Origin of the sequence: Priestia sp. LL-8, assembly GCF_036227845.1 — a bacterium.
Taxonomy (GTDB): domain Bacteria; phylum Bacillota; class Bacilli; order Bacillales; family Bacillaceae_H; genus Priestia; species Priestia zanthoxyli.
Genome location: NZ_JAZAQH010000001.1, coordinates 1,348,004 through 1,370,339 on the forward strand (window position 1 = coordinate 1,348,004; position 22,336 = coordinate 1,370,339).

22 protein-coding genes are annotated in these 22,336 nt (G+C 38.0%); 13 read left to right on the forward strand and 9 right to left on the reverse strand.

Going from position 1 to position 22,336, the window contains the following annotated elements; all coding sequences use genetic code 11:
* Positions 1-38 precede the first annotated feature (38 nt).
* Positions 39-1,559 (reverse strand): glycine betaine uptake BCCT transporter, encoded by a 1,521-nt coding sequence (locus U9R83_RS06815; RefSeq protein ID WP_115653368.1) that lies wholly within the window; start codon positions 1,557-1,559, stop codon positions 39-41.
* A gap of 394 nt (positions 1,560-1,953) precedes the next feature.
* On the opposite strand from U9R83_RS06815, the gene U9R83_RS06820 reads away from it, so the two are divergent.
* Entirely contained in the window at positions 1,954-2,079 is a 126-nt protein-coding gene (locus tag U9R83_RS06820; protein WP_013056059.1) for a GapA-binding peptide SR1P, read from the forward strand.
* 37 nt (positions 2,080-2,116) lie between these two features.
* On the opposite strand, the gene U9R83_RS06825 is transcribed toward U9R83_RS06820, so the two are convergent.
* On the reverse strand, positions 2,117-3,592 hold the full coding sequence (locus U9R83_RS06825; RefSeq protein WP_028414107.1) for an aminotransferase class I/II-fold pyridoxal phosphate-dependent enzyme: 1,476 nt from the start codon (positions 3,590-3,592) through the stop codon (positions 2,117-2,119).
* Between the two features lie 532 nt (positions 3,593-4,124).
* On the opposite strand from U9R83_RS06825, the gene U9R83_RS06830 reads away from it, so the two are divergent.
* Positions 4,125-4,394, forward strand: coding sequence for a UPF0223 family protein (locus U9R83_RS06830; RefSeq protein ID WP_014460994.1), 270 nt, complete (start codon positions 4,125-4,127; stop codon positions 4,392-4,394).
* 48 nt (positions 4,395-4,442) lie between these two features.
* Here the strand turns inward: U9R83_RS06830 and U9R83_RS06835 are convergent, their stop codons facing one another.
* Positions 4,443-5,078: a YktB family protein gene (locus tag U9R83_RS06835; RefSeq protein WP_014460993.1), complete on the reverse strand. Its 636-nt coding sequence runs from the start codon at positions 5,076-5,078 to the stop codon at positions 4,443-4,445.
* Between the two features lie 267 nt (positions 5,079-5,345).
* Here U9R83_RS06835 and U9R83_RS06840 point away from each other — a divergent pair, with 267 nt between their 5' ends.
* Both U9R83_RS06840 and U9R83_RS06845 read left to right on the forward strand, forming a co-directional pair.
* Positions 5,346-5,531, forward strand: a complete 186-nt coding sequence (locus tag U9R83_RS06840) for a hypothetical protein (RefSeq protein WP_013056063.1) — start codon at positions 5,346-5,348, stop codon at positions 5,529-5,531.
* Positions 5,532-5,726: 195 nt separating this feature from the next.
* Positions 5,727-6,533 (forward strand): inositol monophosphatase family protein, encoded by an 807-nt coding sequence (locus tag U9R83_RS06845; RefSeq protein WP_014460992.1) that lies wholly within the window; start codon positions 5,727-5,729, stop codon positions 6,531-6,533.
* Between the two features lie 108 nt (positions 6,534-6,641).
* On the opposite strand, the gene U9R83_RS06850 is transcribed toward U9R83_RS06845, so the two are convergent.
* Complete coding sequence (locus U9R83_RS06850; protein ID WP_014460991.1) at positions 6,642-6,827, reverse strand: YlaF family protein; 186 nt, start codon at positions 6,825-6,827, stop codon at positions 6,642-6,644.
* Positions 6,828-6,940: 113 nt separating this feature from the next.
* Here U9R83_RS06850 and typA point away from each other — a divergent pair, with 113 nt between their 5' ends.
* Together typA and U9R83_RS06860 are read left to right on the forward strand one after the other, a co-directional pair.
* Positions 6,941-8,779: a translational GTPase TypA gene (typA, locus tag U9R83_RS06855; RefSeq protein ID WP_013056066.1), complete on the forward strand. Its 1,839-nt coding sequence runs from the start codon at positions 6,941-6,943 to the stop codon at positions 8,777-8,779.
* A 160-nt stretch (positions 8,780-8,939) separates the two neighbouring features.
* The gene (locus U9R83_RS06860; RefSeq protein WP_013056067.1) at positions 8,940-9,257 is read left to right on the forward strand and encodes a YlaH-like family protein; all 318 of its coding nucleotides are present in this window, start codon (positions 8,940-8,942) and stop codon (positions 9,255-9,257) included.
* Positions 9,258-9,283: 26 nt separating this feature from the next.
* Here the strand turns inward: U9R83_RS06860 and U9R83_RS06865 are convergent, their stop codons facing one another.
* Together U9R83_RS06865 and U9R83_RS06870 are read right to left on the reverse strand one after the other, a co-directional pair.
* The gene (locus U9R83_RS06865) at positions 9,284-9,718 is read right to left on the reverse strand and encodes a hypothetical protein (RefSeq protein ID WP_014460990.1); all 435 of its coding nucleotides are present in this window, start codon (positions 9,716-9,718) and stop codon (positions 9,284-9,286) included.
* 1 nt (position 9,719) lies between these two features.
* The gene (locus U9R83_RS06870; protein ID WP_013056069.1) at positions 9,720-9,920 is read right to left on the reverse strand and encodes a YlaI family protein; all 201 of its coding nucleotides are present in this window, start codon (positions 9,918-9,920) and stop codon (positions 9,720-9,722) included.
* A 185-nt stretch (positions 9,921-10,105) separates the two neighbouring features.
* Here U9R83_RS06870 and U9R83_RS06875 point away from each other — a divergent pair, with 185 nt between their 5' ends.
* A complete protein-coding gene (locus U9R83_RS06875; RefSeq protein ID WP_042992242.1) occupies positions 10,106-10,561 on the forward strand; it encodes a pyridoxamine 5'-phosphate oxidase family protein in 456 nt (151 codons plus the stop codon).
* Between the two features lie 26 nt (positions 10,562-10,587).
* Here the strand turns inward: U9R83_RS06875 and U9R83_RS06880 are convergent, their stop codons facing one another.
* On the reverse strand, positions 10,588-11,187 hold the full coding sequence (locus U9R83_RS06880) for a YhcN/YlaJ family sporulation lipoprotein (protein WP_013056071.1): 600 nt from the start codon (positions 11,185-11,187) through the stop codon (positions 10,588-10,590).
* A 216-nt stretch (positions 11,188-11,403) separates the two neighbouring features.
* Between U9R83_RS06880 and U9R83_RS06885 the strand changes: the two genes are divergently transcribed.
* Positions 11,404-12,732 (forward strand): PhoH family protein, encoded by a 1,329-nt coding sequence (locus U9R83_RS06885; protein ID WP_013056072.1) that lies wholly within the window; start codon positions 11,404-11,406, stop codon positions 12,730-12,732.
* 37 nt (positions 12,733-12,769) lie between these two features.
* Here U9R83_RS06885 and U9R83_RS06890 read toward each other — a convergent pair whose 3' ends face one another.
* Complete coding sequence (locus U9R83_RS06890; protein ID WP_014460988.1) at positions 12,770-13,270, reverse strand: hypothetical protein; 501 nt, start codon at positions 13,268-13,270, stop codon at positions 12,770-12,772.
* Positions 13,271-13,551: 281 nt separating this feature from the next.
* Here U9R83_RS06890 and U9R83_RS06895 point away from each other — a divergent pair, with 281 nt between their 5' ends.
* The 3 genes from U9R83_RS06895 (at position 13,552) to pyc (ending at position 18,735) form a co-directional block, all read left to right on the forward strand.
* The gene (locus U9R83_RS06895; RefSeq protein ID WP_370506486.1) at positions 13,552-13,818 is read left to right on the forward strand and encodes a YlaN family protein; all 267 of its coding nucleotides are present in this window, start codon (positions 13,552-13,554) and stop codon (positions 13,816-13,818) included.
* Between the two features lie 143 nt (positions 13,819-13,961).
* Positions 13,962-15,152, forward strand: coding sequence for an FtsW/RodA/SpoVE family cell cycle protein (locus U9R83_RS06900; protein WP_014460986.1), 1,191 nt, complete (start codon positions 13,962-13,964; stop codon positions 15,150-15,152).
* Positions 15,153-15,285: 133 nt separating this feature from the next.
* On the forward strand, positions 15,286-18,735 hold the full coding sequence (pyc, locus tag U9R83_RS06905; protein ID WP_014460985.1) for a pyruvate carboxylase: 3,450 nt from the start codon (positions 15,286-15,288) through the stop codon (positions 18,733-18,735).
* A gap of 39 nt (positions 18,736-18,774) precedes the next feature.
* On the opposite strand, the gene U9R83_RS06910 is transcribed toward pyc, so the two are convergent.
* Positions 18,775-19,677: a COX15/CtaA family protein gene (locus U9R83_RS06910; RefSeq protein WP_116073409.1), complete on the reverse strand. Its 903-nt coding sequence runs from the start codon at positions 19,675-19,677 to the stop codon at positions 18,775-18,777.
* Between the two features lie 504 nt (positions 19,678-20,181).
* Here U9R83_RS06910 and cyoE point away from each other — a divergent pair.
* Together cyoE and coxB are read left to right on the forward strand one after the other, a co-directional pair.
* A complete protein-coding gene (gene cyoE / locus U9R83_RS06915) occupies positions 20,182-21,120 on the forward strand; it encodes a heme o synthase (RefSeq protein ID WP_243548997.1) in 939 nt (312 codons plus the stop codon).
* Between the two features lie 137 nt (positions 21,121-21,257).
* Complete coding sequence (gene coxB, locus U9R83_RS06920; protein WP_013056079.1) at positions 21,258-22,313, forward strand: cytochrome c oxidase subunit II; 1,056 nt, start codon at positions 21,258-21,260, stop codon at positions 22,311-22,313.
* The last annotated feature ends 23 nt before the right edge of the window (positions 22,314-22,336 follow it).

Sequence of the window (22,336 nt, forward strand, 5' to 3'; positions counted from 1 at the left end):
AAAAAGGGTTCGCTTATATAAGCAAACCCTTTTTTATGTTACACAGATTTTTTTTCTTTTTTCAATGCAGCTTCTTCTTTAAATGCCTTCATTAATGAGAAGACCGTTAGCACCAGAACAATTGAGAATGGAAGTGCTGCTATAATCGCAGCTGTTTGGAGCGCATCCAAACCACCTGTCCAAAGCAGAATAATTGCTGTTAACGATTGAATTAAGCCCCATGTAAGTTTAATAGAGCCTGAAGGATTTAAATCACCATTTGTTGTCTGCATTCCTAAAACAAATGTAGCTGAGTCAGCTGATGTAATGAAGAATGTAGCAATTAAGCAAATAGCGACAATGGACATGAACGTACCAAATGGAAACTGTTCAAGTACATAGAATAAAGCAACTTCTGTTCCCTTATTGTTGATAACATCCATAACAGGAAGATCCTTAAAAAAGTCTAAGTAGACCCCAGAACCTCCGAATACAGCAAACCATAATCCACCAAATACGGTCGGAACAGCTAGTACACCAATTAAAAATTCTCGAATAGTTCTACCTCGTGAAATACGAGCAATGAACGTACCAACGAACGGTGCCCAAGCGATCCACCATGCCCAGTAGAAAATTGTCCAATCTTGAACCCAGGTGCTGTTATCAAACGGGCTCAATCGAAAACTCATCGACGGCAAGTTTTGAATGTAGCTTCCAATTGTTGTAACGAATAAGTCCATAATGAAGTTGGTTGGACCTGCAAATAACAAGAATAGCATTAACAGAATAGCTAAAACGATATTAATGTTACTCAAATACTTAATACCTTTGTTCAGACCCGTCTGTGCTGACAGCATGAACAAGAACGTCACGATAATAATAACAATTAATTGAGTCGTGAAATTATTATCAATACTTGGCGACAAGTAAGAGGCTCCACCGGTAATTTGAATAGCGCCCAGTCCTAGAGATGTTGCCACCCCAAAAACAGTTGCAAATACGGCGATGACGTTTATGGTCGTTCCAAGAGGTCCATCAACACGTTTTCCTAATAGTGGACGTAAAATATTACTGATTATGAACGGGTAACCTTTTCTAAATTGAAAATATGCAAGGGCCAATGCAAGAACGGAATAAATAGCCCAAGGATGTAAACCCCAGTGGAAAAACGAATAACGTAGAGCTGCACGAGCTGATTCTGCTGTACCGCCTTCACCAGAAGGTGGAGTATGAAAATGATTGATTGGTTCTGAAACACCCCAGAATACAAGTCCAATTCCCATACCAGCACTAAATAACATGGCAAACCACGAGACATAGCCATACTGAGGCTTTTCGTCAGGTTTACCTAGTTTAATGTTTCCGTACTTTGAAAAAATTAAGTACAGCGTAAAAACTAAGAATAATGTAGCTGCTAATAAGTAATACCAGCCAAATTTCTCGATGATAAAACTATGTATTGCCGATGTGACAGGTGTAAGCGCTGCGCTTCCTAGCACAGATTCCGGAATAACACCCCATACGATAAATACTGCAGCAATAATAACCGAAATGATAAAAACGGGAGTTAGTTTTTTCATCGATTATCACTCCTTTCCTATTCTATTTTACATAACATAGTTTCTCATATAACCTTTTTAGCTATACATGAAACCACATGGTTATACATTCTAGTAAAGTTTGTATGAAATGTCTACCCTATTAGTAAGAAAAAACATCAAGAGCCCAAATTCTTATTTTTCGTAATTATTTTAAAGTGCTGAAATAGATTTGAAATTAGACATTGTTTTTTCATATAAATAGAGATGATGCTATGCGTTCAGCTTTTTGAAAACAAACATAACATTTATGAGAAAAATATTTTTAATGTGACATACTAATTAGTTGTTGACATATTTAATGTGACATAATAATATAATATCAAGAGTTGTAAAACGCTTACAAAAAAAAGACGGTTAAAGGGGAGTTTACAAAATGGGAACAATCGTATGTCAAACATGTAACTGCACAATTGATCATTTCGAAGATGAGAAAGTGACGCGATTATACTCAACATGTAAAAGCGGAGAATGTCAAAAAGCAGATGAAGACTTAGATTAATTTAATAAAAAAAAGGTGCGGAACTTCGCACCTTTTTTTATTGAATTGCTTTATGTTCTTTAATGACACGAAATGTTTTTAATTCAAAATCTTCCGGACCTTGCACTGGTAAACCTGCCTCTAAGTTTGTTTCAATGTAGGTTAAATTTTCCTCAGTGATGATTTCCCCAGGAATAAAAATAGGAATACCAGGAGGATAGACCATCACAAATTCTGCAATAATACGACCTGCCGACTCATGAAAAGGTACCACTTCGGTTTCCGCGTAAAAAGCATCACGAGGTGTTAAAGCCAATACAGGAATATCAGGTAATAAAATAGCCGGTTTTGCCGTTGTCTCAGAAAGATTATGGAACTTTGCAGATAACTCACGCAGAGCTGTGACCAGACGTGAAAGATCTTCTTCTGTATCTCCAGGCGTGATAATGCATAGAATATTATAAAGGTCAGACATTTCAACTTCGATATTATGAGCTTCACGCATCCATTTTTCTACGTCATAGCCCGTAATTCCTAAATCTGAAACAGAAATAATTAATTTAGTAGGGTCTAAATCATACGTAGCTTTTGTGCCTAAAATTTCTCTGCCTATACATCGGATGTGCTCAATTGTATTAATTTCTTTTCGTGCTTTTTCAGCAAGAGAAATTGCACGTTCAGCCAGCTCTTTTCCTTCTGTTGCTAAACGTTTTCGTGCAACATCTAAAGAAGCCAGCAGCAGATAAGATGTTGATGTTGTTGTCAGCATGCTTAAAATAGACTGTACACGTTTTGGAGAAATTAAGCCTTCGCGTATGTTTAGAATTGAACTTTGCGTCATAGAGCCGCCTAATTTATGCACGCTTGTTGCTGCCATATCTGCACCGGCCTGCATAGCAGACAGAGGCAAATCATCATGGAAGTGAATATGAACGCCGTGAGCTTCATCAACAAGTACAGGTACTTGATACGAGTGGGCAATTTCTACGATTTTACGAAGGTCTCCGGAAATTCCAAAATAAGTTGGATTGATAACAAGCACTGCTTTTGCTTCAGGATGCTGCTTTAAGGCTTTTTCTACAGAGTCCGATGTAATACCGTGAGAAATGCCAAGATTTTCGTCAATTTCAGGGTGAATAAAAATAGGCGTAGCTCCTGAAAAAACAATCGCACTCATAACAGATTTATGCACGTTTCTAGGAACGATAATTTTATCTCCAGGCCCACATGTCGCCATAACCATTGCCATAATTGCTCCGCTCGTTCCTTGAACAGAGAAAAAAGTATGGTCAGCACCAAATGCTTCTGCAGCTAAATCCTGCGCTTGTTTGATAATGCCTTTTGGCTGGTGAAGGTCATCAAGAGGACCGATATTAATTAAATCAATGGATAAAGCATCATCGCCAATAAATGAGCGGAATTCAGGATCCATTCCATTTCCTTTTTTATGTCCAGGGATATGGAATTGTGTTGGGTTTTTCTTAGCGTGATTAACCAATCCAGTAAATAATGGAGTTGAAAATTGAGAAGACAACTTTGCTATACACCTCTTTTATTATAAATTGTCAGTCCCTCTAAGCAAAGCATTAGAGGGACTTTGATTGTTTTTTATCAAATTACAGCATTCAATTTTATATACCAAAAACTAGTGGCTGTTGAATTCTGCATATTAAAATATCAGATCTTTTTTCCTATAAAAGAAATTCAACAGAAATTCTACTCGGCAGTTTTCTTGATTTTAACCATTATATAAATGAATGAAACGTGTATGTTTACTACTGCTTGATAATATAAATACAATTTTTAGTTAAAAAAATACAAGTAATTGTAAACTGCTTATTACTCATTATTTTATAGTTCTTTATGTTTCGAAAATCCCCATAAAACAAAAGAATTATAGCACTTATTAACCCATTTGCAAAGATATTTTAAAGAGAAAATAAAAAGAAAAAAAAGGAGAAATTCTTTTATGTGAAAAGAGAATAAATTTTGTGTACATTATAGATTGTGATAAAGTTAAGAATATAGATATACATAGATTGAAGAAATAAATGGAGTGATGAGAAGTGGAATATCAATACCCTATCTCCCTTGATTGGAGTACAGAAGAAATTATTGATGTAGTGAAATTTTTTGAAAGCATTGAACGTGCTTATGAAAAAGGTATTGAGCGTGATAACCTAATGGCAGTCTATCGCCGATTTAAAGAAATTGTGCCAAGTAAAGCAGAAGAAAAAACAATCTGTAACGATTTTGAAGACCAAAGCAAATACTCTTCTTATCGAACGATTCAAAAAGCAAAGGCTGCTTCTTCTGGAGACATTATAAAAATGTAAAAAATGGAGCCAAGCTTGGCTCCATTTTTTTATATCAATTCGTTAAAATTATGCATATGCTTTTTTAGTTAGTTCATATAATGGAGTTACCGTATGAAATGTTTGTTCAATACGAGCTATCCATTCTTCGCCGTTCATTGCAATCGCTTCTTCTTTTGGAATGGTAATGCCGCATAGGATCTCAGCTTTTTTAACCGTCTCTAGACGTTCAAACAAACTCTCTAAGTCTTCAGAAGATAAGTCGCCCATTTTTTCACTATCAGGTTTTGTATGATCTTTCGACCAAACAAACGAGGCTGGGATATCTTGACGAATCTCCTCAATGTTTTGTTTTAGCAGCTTTCCAAATTGCTCTTTAATAGGTGATTCGTAAATGACGGCGAACCACACAAAGACGTGTGTTTCCCAAAGGCCAATTTGAAAATGAGGGAGCTTTTTATACCCGCGTTTACTGTTAGCAAAGGCTACCCACGTATCTGCTGGCGGGTTAACTGTTCTTCGTGCATGTTTGGCAATGTGTACGAACATTTCATCTCCACAAAGTGAAGAAAGAGTAGGAGCAAAATGATTGCTCAATTGTTCAAATTTTGGGCGTATCGTTGTCTTGATGGCTTCCATACGTGCATCAAGCCCCTCGATACGGAATACGTTAAAGTCATCTTGTGAAAATCCTGAGAATGCCATGTGAAACCTCCGTTTTTTAGTGAATATGTATAGCTGCTGTGCATCTATGCAAGTAAGTATGATTTACGCGAAGATTCTACCACATGAAAAGCATAAACACCAATTAATTCGCATATGCTTGTCAAAACGTGTCTATCATTTTTTTATAGGTAATCACACAATTTAGTTACATGAGATTAGGTTTCGACATAGACTATATCAATCAAAATATCTGAAAATTTAGTTTTCTATAAGCGGGTTCAATAATTTGAGAGGGGTGTTTGAAACATGAAACAAGTGGTGAATATGTATAAGAAGAATGATGGACAAAAAAGATTAGGTGTAATTCGTTTGGAGTTAGATTACGAGTTAGCGACGTTATATGAAGCCATGATGGAGAATAATGAGGAACAAAAACAAAAATGCAAGCGAAAGCTCGAGAAACTTCGTGAAGAAATGATATCTCTTCAGTAGCAGATACGGGAATAAAATAGAACAAATAAGGGTAAACTGTAAAAAAGGATTAAACTGAATGAGCAGATTCATAAGTGGTAACAGAGCACGTGGGAGAAGAAGCGGTAGTTCTTCTCCCACGTGCTCTGTTAATTGACATCTTGCAGAGGTTTTTTTAAGCTTAAATAAGAGACGTATTTTTGAGGGGGAATTGAGATGACGCAACGCTGGAAAGAAATTGATACATACGTTAAAGAGTGGCTAAAAGAAGCTGGACAAAAAATTCAACAGTCGTTTAGTAAAGAACTTCTCATTCAAACGAAATCGAATCCAAATGATTTAGTAACAAATATGGATAAAGAAATTGAACAGTTTTTTATCTCAAAAATCAATGAAACCTTTCCGGAACATCATATTCTCGGAGAAGAAGGATATGGGGAAGAGCTTGAATCAGAAGAAGGAACGATTTGGATTATCGATCCCATCGACGGTACGATGAACTTTGTTCATCAGCAGCGAAATTTTGCTATTTCCATCGGTATATTCGAAAATGGTGTAGGACAAGCAGGTTATATTTATGATGTTATTCATAATGAGCTGTATCATGCTTTAAAAGGACAGGGCGCGTTTATGAATGACATCCAATTGCCGAAACTTGAACCTGTACCAGTTGAAGAAGCTATTATTAGCTTAAATGCAACATGGGTGACTGAGAACCGCCGTATTGATCCTTCCGTATTAAGTCCACTTGTACGTAAAGTAAGAGGGACCCGTTCATATGGATCCGCAGCTATTGAGCTTGCTTACGTAGCTGCTGGACGCTTGGATGGATACATTACTTTACGTTTGGCCCCATGGGACTTTGCTGCCGGTAAAGTATTGATTGAGGAAGTTGGAGGAGTTATGACGGATTTAGAAGGAAAGCCGTTAGAGATTCTTGAAAAAAGCAGTGTATTTGTAAGCAAACCAACATTACATGACGAAATCTTTCGTACGTATCTTGAAGGAAAGTGGAATAAATAAGATAGAAGTGAAGGCTTACGTGTAGTTAAAGAATTTTGTGATGAAAAAACGTCATGAACCATTTTGATGTTGCAAATGGCCATGACGCTTTCAATCATCGCAAAAAAATTACAGCTGCCCTTTTTCTCGCATTTTTTTCTTAGTCGTAAAGCCAAGGCCCATTACAACAATTAAAGCTGCGATAGCTAAAATGACCCCGAGAGCGCTTCCTTCTCCGATAAATACGCCAATTGACATAATTGCCGCAGTTGCGATGAATGCATATAAAACAAATACCCACTTAATGTTTCTCATGTTGATTCCTCCCATTTGTAACGGATATTTATAGTGTACAACAAAATCATTCTGCAATTCTAGAGTTAGTGTGATATAATAGCTTAGTTATTACAAGCATAGGAGTGAAATGCGTGAACATTCGTAAAGATTTACGTAATATTGCCATTATTGCCCATGTAGACCATGGGAAAACAACGTTAGTAGATAAATTATTACATCAGTCCGGAACTTTCCGTACTAATGAGCATGTTGAAGAACGTGCGATGGATTCAAATGACCTTGAGCGTGAGCGTGGAATTACAATTTTAGCGAAAAACACAGCTATTAATTATAAAGATACGCGTATCAACATTATGGATACGCCAGGACATGCTGACTTCGGTGGAGAAGTTGAGCGTATTATGAAAATGGTAGACGGTGTTCTACTTGTAGTAGACGCATATGAAGGATGTATGCCTCAAACTCGCTTTGTATTGAAAAAAGCATTAGAGCAAAACTTAACGCCGATTGTTGTTGTTAACAAAATTGACCGTGACTTTGCTCGCCCAACTGAAGTAGTTGATGAAGTAATTGACTTATTTATTGAGCTAGGTGCAAGCGAGGAACAAATTGAGTTCCCTGTTGTTTATGCTTCAGCAATCAACGGAACAGCTAGCACGAACCCTGAAAAGCAAGATGAGAACATGTCATCTCTATTTGACTCAATCATTGAGCACATTCCAGCACCAGTAGACAATAGCGACGAACCACTTCAATTCCAAGTGGCAATGCTTGACTACAATGACTATCTTGGTCGTATCGGTGTAGGTCGCGTATTCCGCGGAACAATGAAAGTAGGCCAGCAAGTTGCATTAATGAAGCTTGATGGTACGGTAAAACAATTCCGCGTAACAAAATTATTCGGTTTCCTAGGCTTAAAGCGTGTTGAAATTGAAGAAGCAAAAGCAGGAGACCTGATCGCTGTATCAGGAATGGAAGACATCAACGTAGGTGAAACCGTATGTCCGTTTGACCACCAAGATGCACTGCCAATTTTACGTATTGATGAACCTACTTTACAAATGACGTTCTTAGTAAACAATTCACCGTTTGCTGGTCGTGAAGGTAAATTTGTTACATCTCGTAAAATTGAAGAGCGCTTAATGTCTGAACTTGAGACGGATGTAAGTTTACGCGTGGAAAATACTGATTCACCGGATGTATGGGTTGTTTCAGGACGTGGAGAACTTCATTTATCTATTTTAATTGAAAATATGCGTCGCGAAGGATATGAGATTCAAGTATCAAAACCTGAAGTAATCGTTCGTGAAATTGATGGCGTTCGCTGTGAGCCAGTTGAACGTGTTCAAATCGACGTACCTGAAGAACATACTGGTTCTATTATGGAATCAATGGGTGCTCGTAAAGGTGAAATGGTTGATATGATTAACAACGGCAGTGGTCAAGTTCGTCTGATCTTTATGGTTCCTGCACGTGGTTTAATCGGTTATACAACTGAGTTCTTATCGTTAACTCGTGGTTTCGGTATCATTAACCATTCATTTGATAGCTACCAACCAATGCAGCAAGGTCAAGTTGGAGGTCGCCGTCAAGGTGTGCTTGTTTCTATGGAAAGCGGTAAATCATCTACTTATGGAATCCAAGGTGTAGAAGACCGCGGTACAATTTTCGTTGAGCCAGGTACAGAAGTATACGAAGGTATGATTGTAGGAGAACACACTCGTGAAAATGATATCGTTGTTAACATCTGTAAAATGAAGCAAATGACGAATATGCGTTCTGCTAATAAAGATCAAACAACAGGTATGAAAAAACCTCGTATTATGTCTTTAGAACAATCACTTGAATATTTAAACGAAGATGAATATTGTGAAATCACACCAGAATCTATTCGTCTACGTAAAAAAATTCTTGATAAAAATGAACGTGAAAAAGCAGCGAAAAAGAAAAAATACGCTGACACGAAATAATAAAAAAAGTAAGTCGTTAGCTCTATTTGCTAGCGGCTTGTTTTTTATCAATTATATCAGAATTTTCTATTTTTTGAAAGCGTTTTATAAAGAAGGGATTTGGAAAGGAAAAAGGTGGCTTATATCGAATAATGTAAAGTAAGGAATAGGGGGAAGAATTATGGATGTAAAAGAACACCTTTCATTTTTTGCTGCTTTGTATCAAGTAGATGAACATGCAAAAATAGGGATGTGGCTGTTATACTTTACTATTTTAGGGCTATCTGTTCTCGTGTACAAACTCGGGTTTGCAAAGAAGCTGCCGCTTTTAAAATCTGTGGTTATTTACCTATTTTTAGCTTTTGGATGTACGATCTTAACGTTTTTAGGCATTTTTTTACCTGTAGCTGAAGGGCTTGTGGTTGCAGCGCTTGTATTAATTATTTATAAGATACGGCTGTATCAGGCTAAAAAACAAAACTCCACGTTGGGCTCATAAAAGACTACATAAAGAGACGCTTGTAGCTACAAGCGTCTCTTTAGTATGATATAGCCGAAGACAAGAGCGGCTGCGAAAATTAAATGGCCCGCTGTCCAATAAAAAATCGCTACTGCATCATCCACCGCAGGCGTAGGCTTGAGCGCAAGCAGCGTTAACGGAAAATACAAAGGAATGGTTGGAAGTGTTAACAAAAAGGAACACAATACGATTTTTCGAATAGACATATTATTTAATTTACTTACTATGTAAACAAAAATGATTCCAATTGCAACGGCAATGAGCAAATGAAAAACAAACTCTACCCATTCAGGCCATTGAATAGGGCCAATGATAGGAATAAAATCAACATTTAATAAAAGGGTATAAACTTGTTTGCCGGTTAGCCATTCTATCCATTTTAAACACAACCCAAGGATAATCCCGCTTAACATGCCGATACTTATTCCTAATCGGAGCACCTTACCAATCCTCCTCTGTCTTTTTCGACTCATATAGCTTAAAGTTACCAGTAGCTATGCGTTCTTTTGTTCGTTTTTCAATCCGTTCAGAACATTCATTGCACATATATGTATGGATAGGACGGTTGCGCAGTCGTTTTGCCACGAGCGTTTCATCCTCAATTGTTTCAATTTTATCGCACATGACACATTGTACTCTCATTTCTATCACCTCAACTTCTCTATACATCATTCTAGCCGAAAATTCTTGTTTTATAAAGTTTTTTTGCGGTGCTATCTCTCAGTAGAAAAGGAACGATAGGAAAACATTCCTAAAGAAGCAGGTAATTTTGCTTGTTAGCTCGAAGATAGTAACTAATAAGTACATAAACAGTAGGAGGGATGAAAATGGCCAACGAAGTCGAGACTCAATTAGTAGATGCATTATACGATGAGCTACAGACAGAGAGATTTGCAACCATTTCAACTATTGATTTTGAAACAAACGGTCCAAATGTTAGTGCCATTTCGTGGTTAGTAGCTCCGACTAAACAAAAAATTCGATTTGCCGTAGATGTCAAATCGAGGATTGTAGAAAACATTAAACATACGAATAAAGCAGTGGTAAATATTCTTGCTAATGAATCATGCTACTCCATCAGCGGAATAACTGAGGTAGTGCAAGAAAAGTTAGAAGGAGTAGCTTTAAAGCTGACGCTAATTGAACTAGATATTAATGAAGTAAGAGATGTCATGTTTTATGGCTCTAAGATTTCAGTAAATCCTTCATATGAAAAGACCTATGATCCAGTAGCAGCTGCTAAACTCGATAAGCAAGTAATTGAAGCGATAAAAAAAGCTTAGCAGCAGCCTGCCGCTAAGCGACTTTCTTATTCATTTTTTTGAAGATGATTATTAGATTGTTTTTCCTGCTCATTCTTTAAGTTTTGCTCTTGTTTATTATTTAATTTTTGATTGTTAGTATCTGTTGAACTAGGGTTTCGACGGATTTCTTCTGCAAATTCAGGCATCACTCGGTTTACAATGGCTGCTAATTCATCTAAAAATCCTGTAACCGGCCGACCTTTGCGAATTTCATTTCCAATTTGTTTTAGCCGAGCGACCGTATCAGGATCTGCAATAACAACAGAATTAGCACCGTATGGATCAGCTTTCAGACCTTCGGCAACTGTGTATTTGATTGAACTTACTTCTGAACGATCAATATCTTTGCCGACGTCAATCCCTACGATTGCATACTTGCCGAGCACAATGGCAGTAGCATCATTTACATTCGGAACGCTTGAAGCCAGTTCAACTAAATGCGCTGATATTTCATTAGCAGTACGCTTGTGAGAGCGTTCAGGAGATGAATTTTTGACCTGTACAATTCGATCTGTTTTTTGCCCCTCTTCAACGTCTGCTTGGTTATTGTTGCAGCCGGTTAGTGTAATAAAACATAAGCTAATGGATAGAAAAAATTTGTTCATGTGGGAGACTCCTCCTTATGAATGACTCATTTTTTGTAGTAATTTGTATTTAGTTTCTAATAGTTCTTCTATCTTTATACACGTGTTCATATATTTAAAGAAAATGGTCCGTCCATTTAAGGTCACTTCACACATGTGCGTTACATAGTATATAAATGGATGGGTGCCTTGTTTCACTCCTTACAGGAAAAACAATCGGAGTAGGAGGCTGAATTATTGGGAAAAATTTATGTATTAGATACGAATGTTTTATTACAAGATCCGCATTCAATTTTTTCATTTGATGATAACGAAGTGGTGATTCCGGCCGTTGTGCTAGAAGAAGTTGACTCGAAGAAAAGAAATATGGATGAAGTCGGACGAAATGCAAGGCAGGTATCCAAACTCATTGATAACTTGAGACAACATGGAAAGTTATATGAGAAAATCCCTTTAGAAAATGGGGGCCATTTGCGAATTGAACTCAATCATCGCTCTTTTCAACAGCTTCAAGAAATCTTTGTGGAAAAAACAAATGATAATCGAATTTTAGCTGTTGCTAAAAATCTATCTCTTGAAGAGGAAACAAAAGAAGATGGACGTGAAGTGATACTAGTGAGTAAAGATGTGTTGGTACGTGTGAAGGCCGACGCAATCGGCTTAAGAGCAGAAGATTTTTTAAGTGATCGAGTAGTGGAATTCAATAGTATTTATACAGGCTTTTCAGAAGTCTATATTGCAAAAGAACTGCTGAGTCAATTTTACGAAAAAGGAGAGCTGCTAACGTCTCAAATCGCGAACCACTCCTTTTTTGCAAATCAATTCTTAGTGATGAAAGATGCATTTGGGGGATCCGGATCAGCCATCGGCATTGTCGATCAAACAACAACGAAAGTAAAAAAGCTTTTATTTGAATATGATCATATCTGGGGAATTAAACCTCGAAATGTTCAGCAAATTATGGCTTTAGAACTTCTTCTTAGAGACGACGTTCAACTGGTCACGTTAATTGGAAAGGCAGGTACGGGTAAAACGCTGCTTGCTTTAGCTTCAGGACTTATGCAGACGGAAGATCTAGGGTGTTTTAAAAAGCTACTTGTAGCTCGTCCAATTGTTCCTTTAGGGAAAGATATTGGATTCTTACCAGGAGAAAAGCAGGAGAAGCTTCGTCCATGGATGCAGCCAATTTATGATAACCTAGAGTACTTATTCAACACTAAAAAACCTGGAGAACTGGATGCGATTCTAGCGGGGCTCAGTTCAATAGAAGTGGAAGCCTTGACGTATATAAGAGGCCGAAGCATTCCCGAGCAGTTCATTATTATTGATGAAGCGCAAAATTTAACGAAGCATGAAATTAAAACAATTTTAACAAGGGTAGGGGAAAAGAGTAAAATTGTCCTTATGGGAGATCCGGCTCAAATTGATCATCCTTATTTAGATGAGTATAACAACGGATTAACGTACGTAGTTGAAAAGTTTAAAGAGCAAAAAGTATCGGGCCACGTTCGGTTAATCAAAGGAGAGCGCTCCGGGCTAGCACAATTAGCAGCTGATATTCTTTAAAAAAAGTGGGGTTCCTTTTGGAACCCCACTTTTTTTATTATGTAACGATGATTTCTTCCACATATTTAATAGGGTTATTTCGGTTAGATCCGTCAGGTAAATAGACATAGATAGGCCCGTCTTCTCTAAGAGGCTTTCCATCTTGGCTGAAACCAAAGATTAGTTTTTGCGCTTCTTCTAATGAAAAAGAAATCAGCGCGTCTTTTGTTTTAAATGAAACGTTGGTAGCGTCTTCAGTAGGTGAAGCGTTTGCTAGAAAAGGTGCAAATAAAATGCCAAATGTTCCATTTACTAGCTCCTGTTTTTTGAATTTCTTTTCGGTTTTTAACGTAGGAGGAAAGACGGCTCCTTCTTGAATTTCACGGTCCCAATGCTTCGAAACAGCCTTTGTGTACGCTTCTGTCTCGTCTTTTTGCTCCGGTGGATGTTCAAAGAAAACGTCCATATCGAGCTTGCGGTCATCGAAAATCCACACGCTTGGGTCGAGTGTCAGCGTATATTTTACTTTTCCTTTTAACATAATAATTGAATTCATCATAAATGCCCCCTTGCTAAAAGTATAAGCGCTTTCTACTTATTTGTCACTTTGATGAAAAAATTTAGTTGAGAGTGATTCTCGTATGCTATAATGTAAGAGTCAACGAAAGTGCGAAATTTCCTACATCTATGGTAACGATTTTGAGAAAGTAACAGTATAAAAAAGACGGCCAGCCTCACGGACATGTTTATCCTTGCTTTTTTGGAGCATAGCCTTTAAAATTGAGAGATAGATTAGGTAATCGCTCGCGAACGGAGGGATTGAGTTTGACGCCTGAGACAATGATAGATCATCGTGAAAAAGCGTATGCGTTGTTAAAAGCTGATGCAGATAAGATTTTGCAATTAATTCAAGTTCAAATGGATAACTTAACAATGCCACAATGTCCTCTTTATGAAGAGGTTTTAGATACACAAATGTTTGGTTTATCAAGAGAAATTGATTTTGCAGTTCGTCTTGGTTTAATTGATGAACGTGTTGGAAAAACATTGCTAGACCGCCTCGAGCGTGAACTTTCTGCACTGCATGAAGCGTTTACAAAAAAATAAAAATCACGCGATCGAAACTCAAACTATATACAAACGTAGTTTGAGTTTTTTATTACAGGTGGTTGAAATTTCCTAATTTACTCAAATTTGTACATAAAAGATGAAACGAAACAGAAACACGTCATTTTTAAAGGAAGAGGGTTATGGTAAAAAAAATATTTAGGCATTTTGACTATTCAATTGTAATTCCAGTGCTGCTTCTTTGTGCGGTTGGACTAGTTATGGTTTACAGTTCAAGTATGATTGTAAGTATTACAAGATATCATACGTCAAGTGATTTCTTTTACAACAGACAAAAAATGTGGCTTGCTTTTACGCTTGTATTGTTCATTTTAACAATGCTAACACCTTACAAGCTGTATCCTAAAATACTGCCTTATGCGATTCTGGGCATTTTTGTACTGCTTTTGCTTGTGTTTGTAATGGGGCATACGAGTAACAATGCGCAGAGTTGGCTGCAGCTTGGCGGAGCAAACATGCAGCCGGCTGAGTATGCCAAGCTTGTTGTCATTCTATACTTATCGTATGTTTTATCTAAAAGGCAAGAGTATATTGACAACATCAAAAAAGCTTTTTTTGGACCTATGGGTCTTGTATTTCTAATATTAGGCTTTGTAGCGATTCAGCCTGACCTTGGAACGGGATCAATTATTTTTGCTATTGCCGTTACCATTATGCTATGTTCGGGAATCTCTAAAAAAACCTTCTTCCGCATGCTAGCGCTAGGTATCATTTTGCTGACGGTCATTATTACCATTGGTTTTTTTACAGGTCAGTTTACTGCCAATCGAATTGGCCGTTTTACCGGTGCATCAGATCCGTTTGCTAATGCTCAAGGAACCGGTTATCAGTTGGTTAATTCATATTTAGCAATAGGTACAGGAGGCTTAAAAGGCCTTGGTTTAGGAGAAAGTGTACAAAAGTATGGTTATCTTCCCGAGCCCCATACCGATTTTATTATGGCTATTATTGCAGAAGAATTAGGATTCTTTGGAGTTATGCTCGTGCTGGGCCTTTTAGGCTTCTTAATTTTCAGGATTTTAATGCTGGCTAAAAAATCTCAGGATCCGTTTGCTAGCATGATTTGTATTGGAGTAGCCAGTATGATAGGTATTCAAACAGGCATTAACCTTGGAGGGCTTACGGGACTCATTCCGATTACCGGCGTCACGCTTCCGTTTATCAGTTACGGGGGGTCTTCGCTACTAACGCTGATGGTATCTATGGGAATTATTGTAAATATTTCGTTTTTCGTAAATTATCAAAATAAAAAACAGAAAAATACGGAAAATATTGTGCTACATCCGAACAATACATCAACAACAAGCGATTGATTTTCGTAAAAAAATTGTGTAAAAAAAGCAAAAATTTATTGGAATTTTATTATTTTCCATTGATTTTTGCTTTTCTTTTATACAATTTTGCTATATATTGAAGTTTATACGAAATTGAGAGGAGATTAGCAACATGAGTTTTGTAACTAAAAAAATCAAAAAAGTATTAGTAGCAAACCGAGGAGAAATTGCGATTCGTGTATTTCGAGCATGTACTGAACTGAATATTCGGACTGTTGCAATTTATTCGAAGGAAGACGCAGGTTCTTATCACCGTTACAAAGCGGATGAAGCCTATTTAGTAGGAGCGGAGAAAAAGCCGATTGATGCTTATTTAGATATAGAAGGCATCATCGACATTGCTAAGTCTCATGATGTAGATGCTATTCACCCTGGCTATGGTTTTTTGTCAGAAAATATCCAATTTGCAAAACGTTGCGAAGAAGAAGGCATTATTTTCATTGGCCCAAAATCCAAGCATCTTGATATGTTTGGCGATAAAGTAAAAGCACGTCATCAGGCTATTCAAGCAGATATTCCCGTTATTCCTGGTACGGATGGTCCTATTGATTCAATTGACGAAGCAAAAGAATTTGCTAATCAGCATGGATATCCTCTAATGATCAAAGCAGCTTTGGGCGGAGGCGGTCGAGGCATGCGTATCGTTCGCGATGCAGACAGCCTGAATGAATCTTATGATCGTGCCAAATCAGAAGCAAAAGCGGCTTTTGGTAATGATGAAGTGTACGTCGAGAAACTAGTTGAAAATCCAAAACATATTGAAGTGCAAATTTTAGGTGATGAACAAGGAAATGTTGTGCACCTTTACGAACGCGACTGTTCAGTGCAGCGTCGTCACCAAAAAGTAGTAGAAGTAGCACCAAGTGTTTCTATAGATGAAGACTTACGTCTCCGCATTTGTGAAGCAGCTGTGCAGCTGATGGAAAAAGTGCAGTACATAAATGCTGGTACAGTAGAATTTTTAGTATCAGGAAACGATTTTTATTTTATTGAAGTAAATCCACGTGTTCAAGTAGAGCACACAATTACTGAAATGATTACAGGTATTGATATCGTTCAATCGCAAATTTTAATTGCAGACGGTTACGCACTTCACAGCAAGGAAGTGTCTATTCCTGCACAAGATCAAATTCACGTACATGGATATGCAATTCAATCTCGTGTAACGACAGAAGACCCGTTAAATAACTTTATGCCGGATACGGGTAAGATTATGGCTTATCGTTCTGGTGGCGGTTTTGGCGTACGTTTAGATACGGGAAACAGCTTCCAAGGTGCTGTGATTACGCCGTATTATGATTCACTGTTAGTAAAAGTAACAACGTGGGCTTTAACATTCGATCAAGCCGCATCAAAAATGGTCCGGAACTTAAAAGAGTTTCGTATTCGTGGAATTAAAACCAATATTCCGTTTCTTGAAAATGTAGTAAAGCATGATAAGTTCTTAACAGGCGCTTATGATACATCCTTTATTGATACAACGCCTGAACTTTTTGTCTTCCCTAAGCGAAAAGACCGAGGAACTAAAATGCTTACATACATTGGGAATGTTACGGTAAACGGATTCCCGGGTGTATCGGAAAAGAAAAAGCCGATCTTTACGAAACCGCGTGTTCCTAATGTCGATATAAAACAACCAATTCCAAACGGAACAAAGCAGATTTTAGATGAAAAAGGCGCTGAAGGGCTAGTAAATTGGGTGAAAGAACGCAAGGAAGTGCTATTAACGGATACAACTTTCCGTGATGGCCATCAGTCTCTTTTAGCAACGCGTATTCGTACAAACGACTTAAAACAAGTAGCTAACCCAACTGCACGCTTGCTTCCAGATTTATTTTCTATGGAAATGTGGGGAGGAGCAACGTTTGATGTCGCTTATCGATTCTTAAAAGAAGATCCGTGGGATCGCTTGCTTACTTTACGTCAACAAGCGCCAAACGTTCTTTTCCAAATGCTTCTTCGCGCGTCAAATGCGGTTGGATATAAAAACTATCCTGATAATGTAATTAAGGAATTTGTTGAAAAATCAGCTTATGCAGGTATTGATGTTTTCCGTATCTTCGACAGCTTAAACTGGGTGCAAGGAATGACTCTTGCAATTGACTCTGTTCGTCAAACAGGAAAGATTGCAGAAGCAGCGATGTGTTATACAGGTGATATTTTAGATCCGACGCGCCGTAAGTATGATTTGGATTACTACAAGAACTTAGCAAAAGAGCTTGAGCAGTCTGGAGCACATATTCTGGGCATCAAAGATATGGCGGGTCTTTTAAAACCACAGGCAGCTTATGATTTAGTATCGGCTCTAAAAGAAACGGTTGATATTCCAATCCACCTTCATACGCATGATACAAGCGGAAACGGTGTATACACGTATGCAAAAGCAATTGAAGCAGGTGTAGACATTGTAGACGTAGCCGTAAGCTCAATGGCAGGCTTAACGTCTCAGCCAAGTGCTAACTCTCTTTATTACGCATTAGAAGGTGCGGATCGCAGACCAAATCTGGATATTAAAAATCTAGAAGAGCTTTCTTACTATTGGGAAGACGTGCGAAAATATTACCAAGACTTTGAAAGCGGCATGAACGCTCCTCATACGGAAGTGTACGAGCATGAAATGCCAGGCGGTCAATATAGCAACTTACAGCAACAAGCAAAAGCAGTTGGTTTAGGAAACCGCTGGGATGAAGTAAAAGATATGTATTCACGCGTGAATTTGTTATTTGGTGATATTGTAAAAGTTACGCCATCATCAAAAGTAGTTGGAGATATGGCATTGTTTATGGTTCAAAACAACTTGACAGAAGAAACGCTGTTTGAGCGCGGTGAAACGCTTGACTTCCCGGATTCAGTTATTGAATTGTTTGAAGGGTATTTAGGGCAGCCTCACGGGGGATTCCCTAAAGAGCTTCAGCGCATTATTTTAAAAGGCAGAAAACCTATTACAGTTCGTCCTGGAGAACTGTTAGAAGATGTCGATTTCGATGCAGTGAAAGAAAAGCTGTTTAAAGACTTAAATCGTCAAGTAACGAGTTTTGATGCCATTGCTTATGCGCTATATCCAAAAGTATTTATGGATTATCACAAAGCAGTCGAACAATACGGGGACATTTCTGTTCTTGATACACCGACTTTCCTATACGGCATGCGCTTAGGAGAAGAGGTGGAAATTGAGATTGAAAAAGGAAAAACCTTAATTGTTCGTCTTGTATCCATTGGAGAACCGCAGGCAGACGGTACGCGAACGGTATACTTTGAATTGAACGGTCAGCCTCGTGAAGTCGTGATTAAAGACGAAAGTGTCAAAACAACTGTTACGGCAAAACAAAAAGCTGACCAAGGAAATCCGGCCCACATCGGCGCTTCAATGCCTGGAACCGTTATTCGAGTAGTAGTAGAAAAAGGCGATAAAGTCTCAAAAGGTGATCACTTAATGATCACAGAAGCAATGAAAATGGAAACAACCGTGCAAGCACCATTTGACGGCGTGATTAAACAAGTACACGTGTCGAATGGAGATGGCATCCAGCCGGGAGATTTATTAATTGAATTAGAAGGCTAATCAAAAAAGGTACGAGCTCTGAGCTCGTACCTTTTTTGATTAATTATGTGTATGACGCGTTGCAAGTAAGGTTAAGTAGCTTAATACACCGAATAGGAAAGAGATAATTAAAGAATGAGCAAGCGCGAGCTCTAGCTGCAGACGTGTGACGACAACAAGCATACCCGAAACCGCCTGAAAAATAACTAGAATGAGAGCAGCTAACCATCCGTAAAAAATATTTTTTTGATGGCGATAATATTTAACTGCATGAATAAAGGCAGCTAAAATCCATACAAACGTTAAAACAGCAGCGAATCGATGTCCCATTTGAATCCACTGATTCAAATCAACAGGTAGCCAACCGTTTCCGTTTGAACAAAATGGGACGTCTGGACAAGCTAAGCTAGCTTCTTTATGGCGAACAAGCGCACCCGTGTACACAACGGCATATGTGTACAAGATAACCCCGTAAATATGTTTTTTCATTTTAGAGCCTAGCTGTATATTAGTTGCATCGAGCTTTTGATCCACTTCAAAGATAATAAGTGTTAACAGCAGCACAGAAGCAAACGAAATAAGAGAAATACCAAAATGAAGAGCAAGCACTGCATCTGATTGCCCCCACATAACGGCAGCGGCCCCAATTAATGCTTGCAGTACTAGGAAGAAAAAAGAGATAAACGCTAAAGGTCTAACTTCTTTTATATGTCCTAGTGAAATCCATGCCCATACGCATAAAGCGAGCACAAGAAAGCCCGATACGCCAGAAACTAAACGGTGGCTTAATTCAACAACGGTTTCAAATGTTAAAGGGTCAGGAATGAGCTGTCCATTACACAAAGGCCAAGAATCTCCGCACCCGTCTGCTGAACCAGTTTTCGTCACAAGGGCACCGCCAAGTAGAATAAGTAACATGGCCATGCTCGTCACAACGGATAAAAATTTTAATCCAAGTCGCACAATAATCACCATCCTAAAAGCAAAGTAAGTAATATAACGAGCTAAACAATTTATCCTAATCTTTTTGTATATTAAACATAAATTTCATTTATTCTCCATAAACTTGATTGAATTTGTTATAATGGTAGAAAGTGTAAGGTTTGTTCATAAGTTTGACTCTGCAGATATGTAAAAGGTACCGTACAGAAAACTATTTTACTTGCACAAATATCTTTTAACAAGTGACAGGGACATGCATTTAGCTCATGACAAAAAAAATCCATATTTTTTTCATAAATTCTTCACAAAGTAACGGCAAAATATGGTTTAATAAACATGAGAAATAGATATTTCTCTACTATTTTATCGTTTACATGTGAAGCTTTTAAGTAGCTTTGGTGAAAGGAATATGACTTCTTTGTGAACAAAGAGGAGATTTTTGTAAAAATATGTTGAAAACGCCTTCATTTATAGACTCTTTATTTACTAGATAAAAGTCTGTGGATGAGCAAAGGAGGAAGCGCCATGGAAGATTCAAAAATGGTGGAAGATTCAACGCTTTCTGCATCGCCTAACACAGCTCATGTAAGCGAAAATAGTTCCATTTGGTCAGATTTTTTAGCTACGATTAAAATCGGAATAGTCAACTCAAATTTCATCACCACCTTTACTGGTTTTTGGCTAGCTCTTTTCTTCAACGAACAACACTTCTTAGAAAACCTGGATAAAGCATTTTTTACTTTAATAGGTTCTTCACTTATCATCGCCGGTTCATGCAGTTTGAACAATTACATAGATCGTGACATTGACCCTCTAATGGAACGAACAAAGGGACGACCTACAGTGACAGGGAGTTTTACACCTTTGACGGTCCTTGGGATTGGAATCGGTTTGACGTTAACCGGCTTGCTTATGCTACTAGTTGTTTCTTCCGTAGCCGCTCTCATCGGATTAGCAGGAATACTTACATATGTAGTTCTTTACACCATGTGGTCCAAAAGACTATACACAATTAATACAGTAATCGGAAGTATATCAGGCGCTGTCCCGCCTTTAATTGGATGGGCCGCTATCGATCCCAATTTACACGTAGTGGCTTGGGTGTTATTTTTAATCATGTTTATTTGGCAGCCGCCTCATTTTCTAGCTCTTGCGATGCGAAGATGTGAAGAATACCGAGCAGCGGGGATCCCTATGTTGCCTGTTGTACATGGTTTTGAACTTACAAAACGACAGATTCTCATTTGGATTGCTTGTTTGTTGCCATTACCTCTTTATTTATACGAATTAGGCACTCCATTTCTAATTTTGGCCACTGTTTTAAACATAGGATGGCTATTTTTAGGATTTGCTCAATACAATAAACAAGAAAACACAAAGTGGGCTAGCATGATGTTTGTCTACTCACTAAACTATTTAACTATTTTATTTGTCTCAATGATTGTCGCAACGCTTTTTGCCTAGATAAAATCTTTCACTGAATGCGACACTGCACAAGGGGGATTTCTTCTACATGTAGAATTCATTATAGAAGGAATAAGTTTTATGCTCAAGAGGGCATAGATGAAATCACGTCAATGAAAGAGAGGTTGGGGAATGGTATGAAAAAATGGCGATTGAACTTTCGTGTTTTGTCGTTATTTACGCTGCTTGCATTCGTGTTATCGGCCTGTGGAAAACCGTTTTTGTCAACACTTAAGCCTGCAGGTGAGGTAGCTGAAGAACAATATTCGCTTATGCTGCTTAGTACAGCCATCATGGTTTTAGTTATTATTGTTGTCACCATTATCTTTATATTTGTTATTCTGCGCTTTCGTCGTCGCAAGGGCGAAGAAAACGTGATTCCAAAGCAAGTAGAGGGGAGCAGAAAGTTAGAAATTATATGGACAGTGATTCCTATCTTGCTGCTGATTATTTTGACTGTTCCAACGGTCATCTCAACATTTAAGCTAGCGGACGTAAAAGGAATGAAGGACAAAGATGCTGTCGTAGTAAATGTGCGTGCTAACTTGTACTGGTGGGAATTTGAGTATCCTAATCAAAAAATTATTACATCGCAAGATCTAGTTGTTCCAACGGATAAAAAAGTCTACTTTAATATTAAAGCTTCTGACGTCAAGCACTCATTCTGGATTCCTTCAGTTGGAGGAAAGCTCGATGCTAACACAGAAAATGATAATAAATTCTGGCTAGTGTTTGATTCTAAAAAATCGAAGGAAGCTAACGGGGTTTTCTACGGAAAATGTGCTGAGCTTTGCGGTCCATCTCATTCTCTTATGGACTTTAAAGTACGGGCTGTATCAAGCGGTGAATTTGATACGTGGGCAAAAGATTTGAAAAAGGCAAAGCCTGACGTAGAAACAGCATCCGCAAAAGCTGGTCAAGAGGTCTTTAATGAAAGCTGTATCGGATGTCATGCTGTTGACGTCAAAGACAATCGTCCAGAGCAAGCTCGTCAAGCACCAAACTTAGCCGGTTTTTCTGAACGTGAGCGTGTAGCTGGAGTGCTTCCTCACAACAAGGAAAATATCAAAAAATGGTTAAAAGACCCTGAAAAAGTTAAGCCGGGTAATAAGATGAGTGGTACATATCCTGACTTAACAGATGAACAAGTGAATGAGCTAGCAGACTATTTAATGAGTTTAAAAGAAAAATAAACGTCCAGTCGTTTTTAAAAGGG

Coding starts and splice junctions, on each gene's coding strand:
- U9R83_RS06815 (WP_115653368.1), bottom strand. CDS start 1,559: ATGAAAAAACTAACTCCCGTTTTTATCATTTCGGTTATTATTGCTGCA.
- U9R83_RS06820 (WP_013056059.1), top strand. CDS start 1,954: ATGGGAACAATCGTATGTCAAACATGTAACTGCACAATTGATCATTTC.
- U9R83_RS06835 (WP_014460993.1), bottom strand. CDS start 5,078: ATGGCATTCTCAGGATTTTCACAAGATGACTTTAACGTATTCCGTATC.
- U9R83_RS06840 (WP_013056063.1), top strand. CDS start 5,346: ATGAAACAAGTGGTGAATATGTATAAGAAGAATGATGGACAAAAAAGA.
- U9R83_RS06845 (WP_014460992.1), top strand. CDS start 5,727: ATGACGCAACGCTGGAAAGAAATTGATACATACGTTAAAGAGTGGCTA.
- U9R83_RS06850 (WP_014460991.1), bottom strand. CDS start 6,827: ATGAGAAACATTAAGTGGGTATTTGTTTTATATGCATTCATCGCAACT.
- U9R83_RS06860 (WP_013056067.1), top strand. CDS start 8,940: ATGGATGTAAAAGAACACCTTTCATTTTTTGCTGCTTTGTATCAAGTA.
- U9R83_RS06870 (WP_013056069.1), bottom strand. CDS start 9,920: ATGAGAGTACAATGTGTCATGTGCGATAAAATTGAAACAATTGAGGAT.
- U9R83_RS06875 (WP_042992242.1), top strand. CDS start 10,106: ATGGCCAACGAAGTCGAGACTCAATTAGTAGATGCATTATACGATGAG.
- U9R83_RS06880 (WP_013056071.1), bottom strand. CDS start 11,187: ATGAACAAATTTTTTCTATCCATTAGCTTATGTTTTATTACACTAACC.
- U9R83_RS06890 (WP_014460988.1), bottom strand. CDS start 13,270: ATGATGAATTCAATTATTATGTTAAAAGGAAAAGTAAAATATACGCTG.
- U9R83_RS06895 (WP_370506486.1), top strand. CDS start 13,552: ATGATAGATCATCGTGAAAAAGCGTATGCGTTGTTAAAAGCTGATGCA.
- U9R83_RS06900 (WP_014460986.1), top strand. CDS start 13,962: ATGGTAAAAAAAATATTTAGGCATTTTGACTATTCAATTGTAATTCCA.
- pyc (WP_014460985.1), top strand. CDS start 15,286: ATGAGTTTTGTAACTAAAAAAATCAAAAAAGTATTAGTAGCAAACCGA.
- cyoE (WP_243548997.1), top strand. CDS start 20,182: ATGGAAGATTCAAAAATGGTGGAAGATTCAACGCTTTCTGCATCGCCT.
- coxB (WP_013056079.1), top strand. CDS start 21,258: ATGAAAAAATGGCGATTGAACTTTCGTGTTTTGTCGTTATTTACGCTG.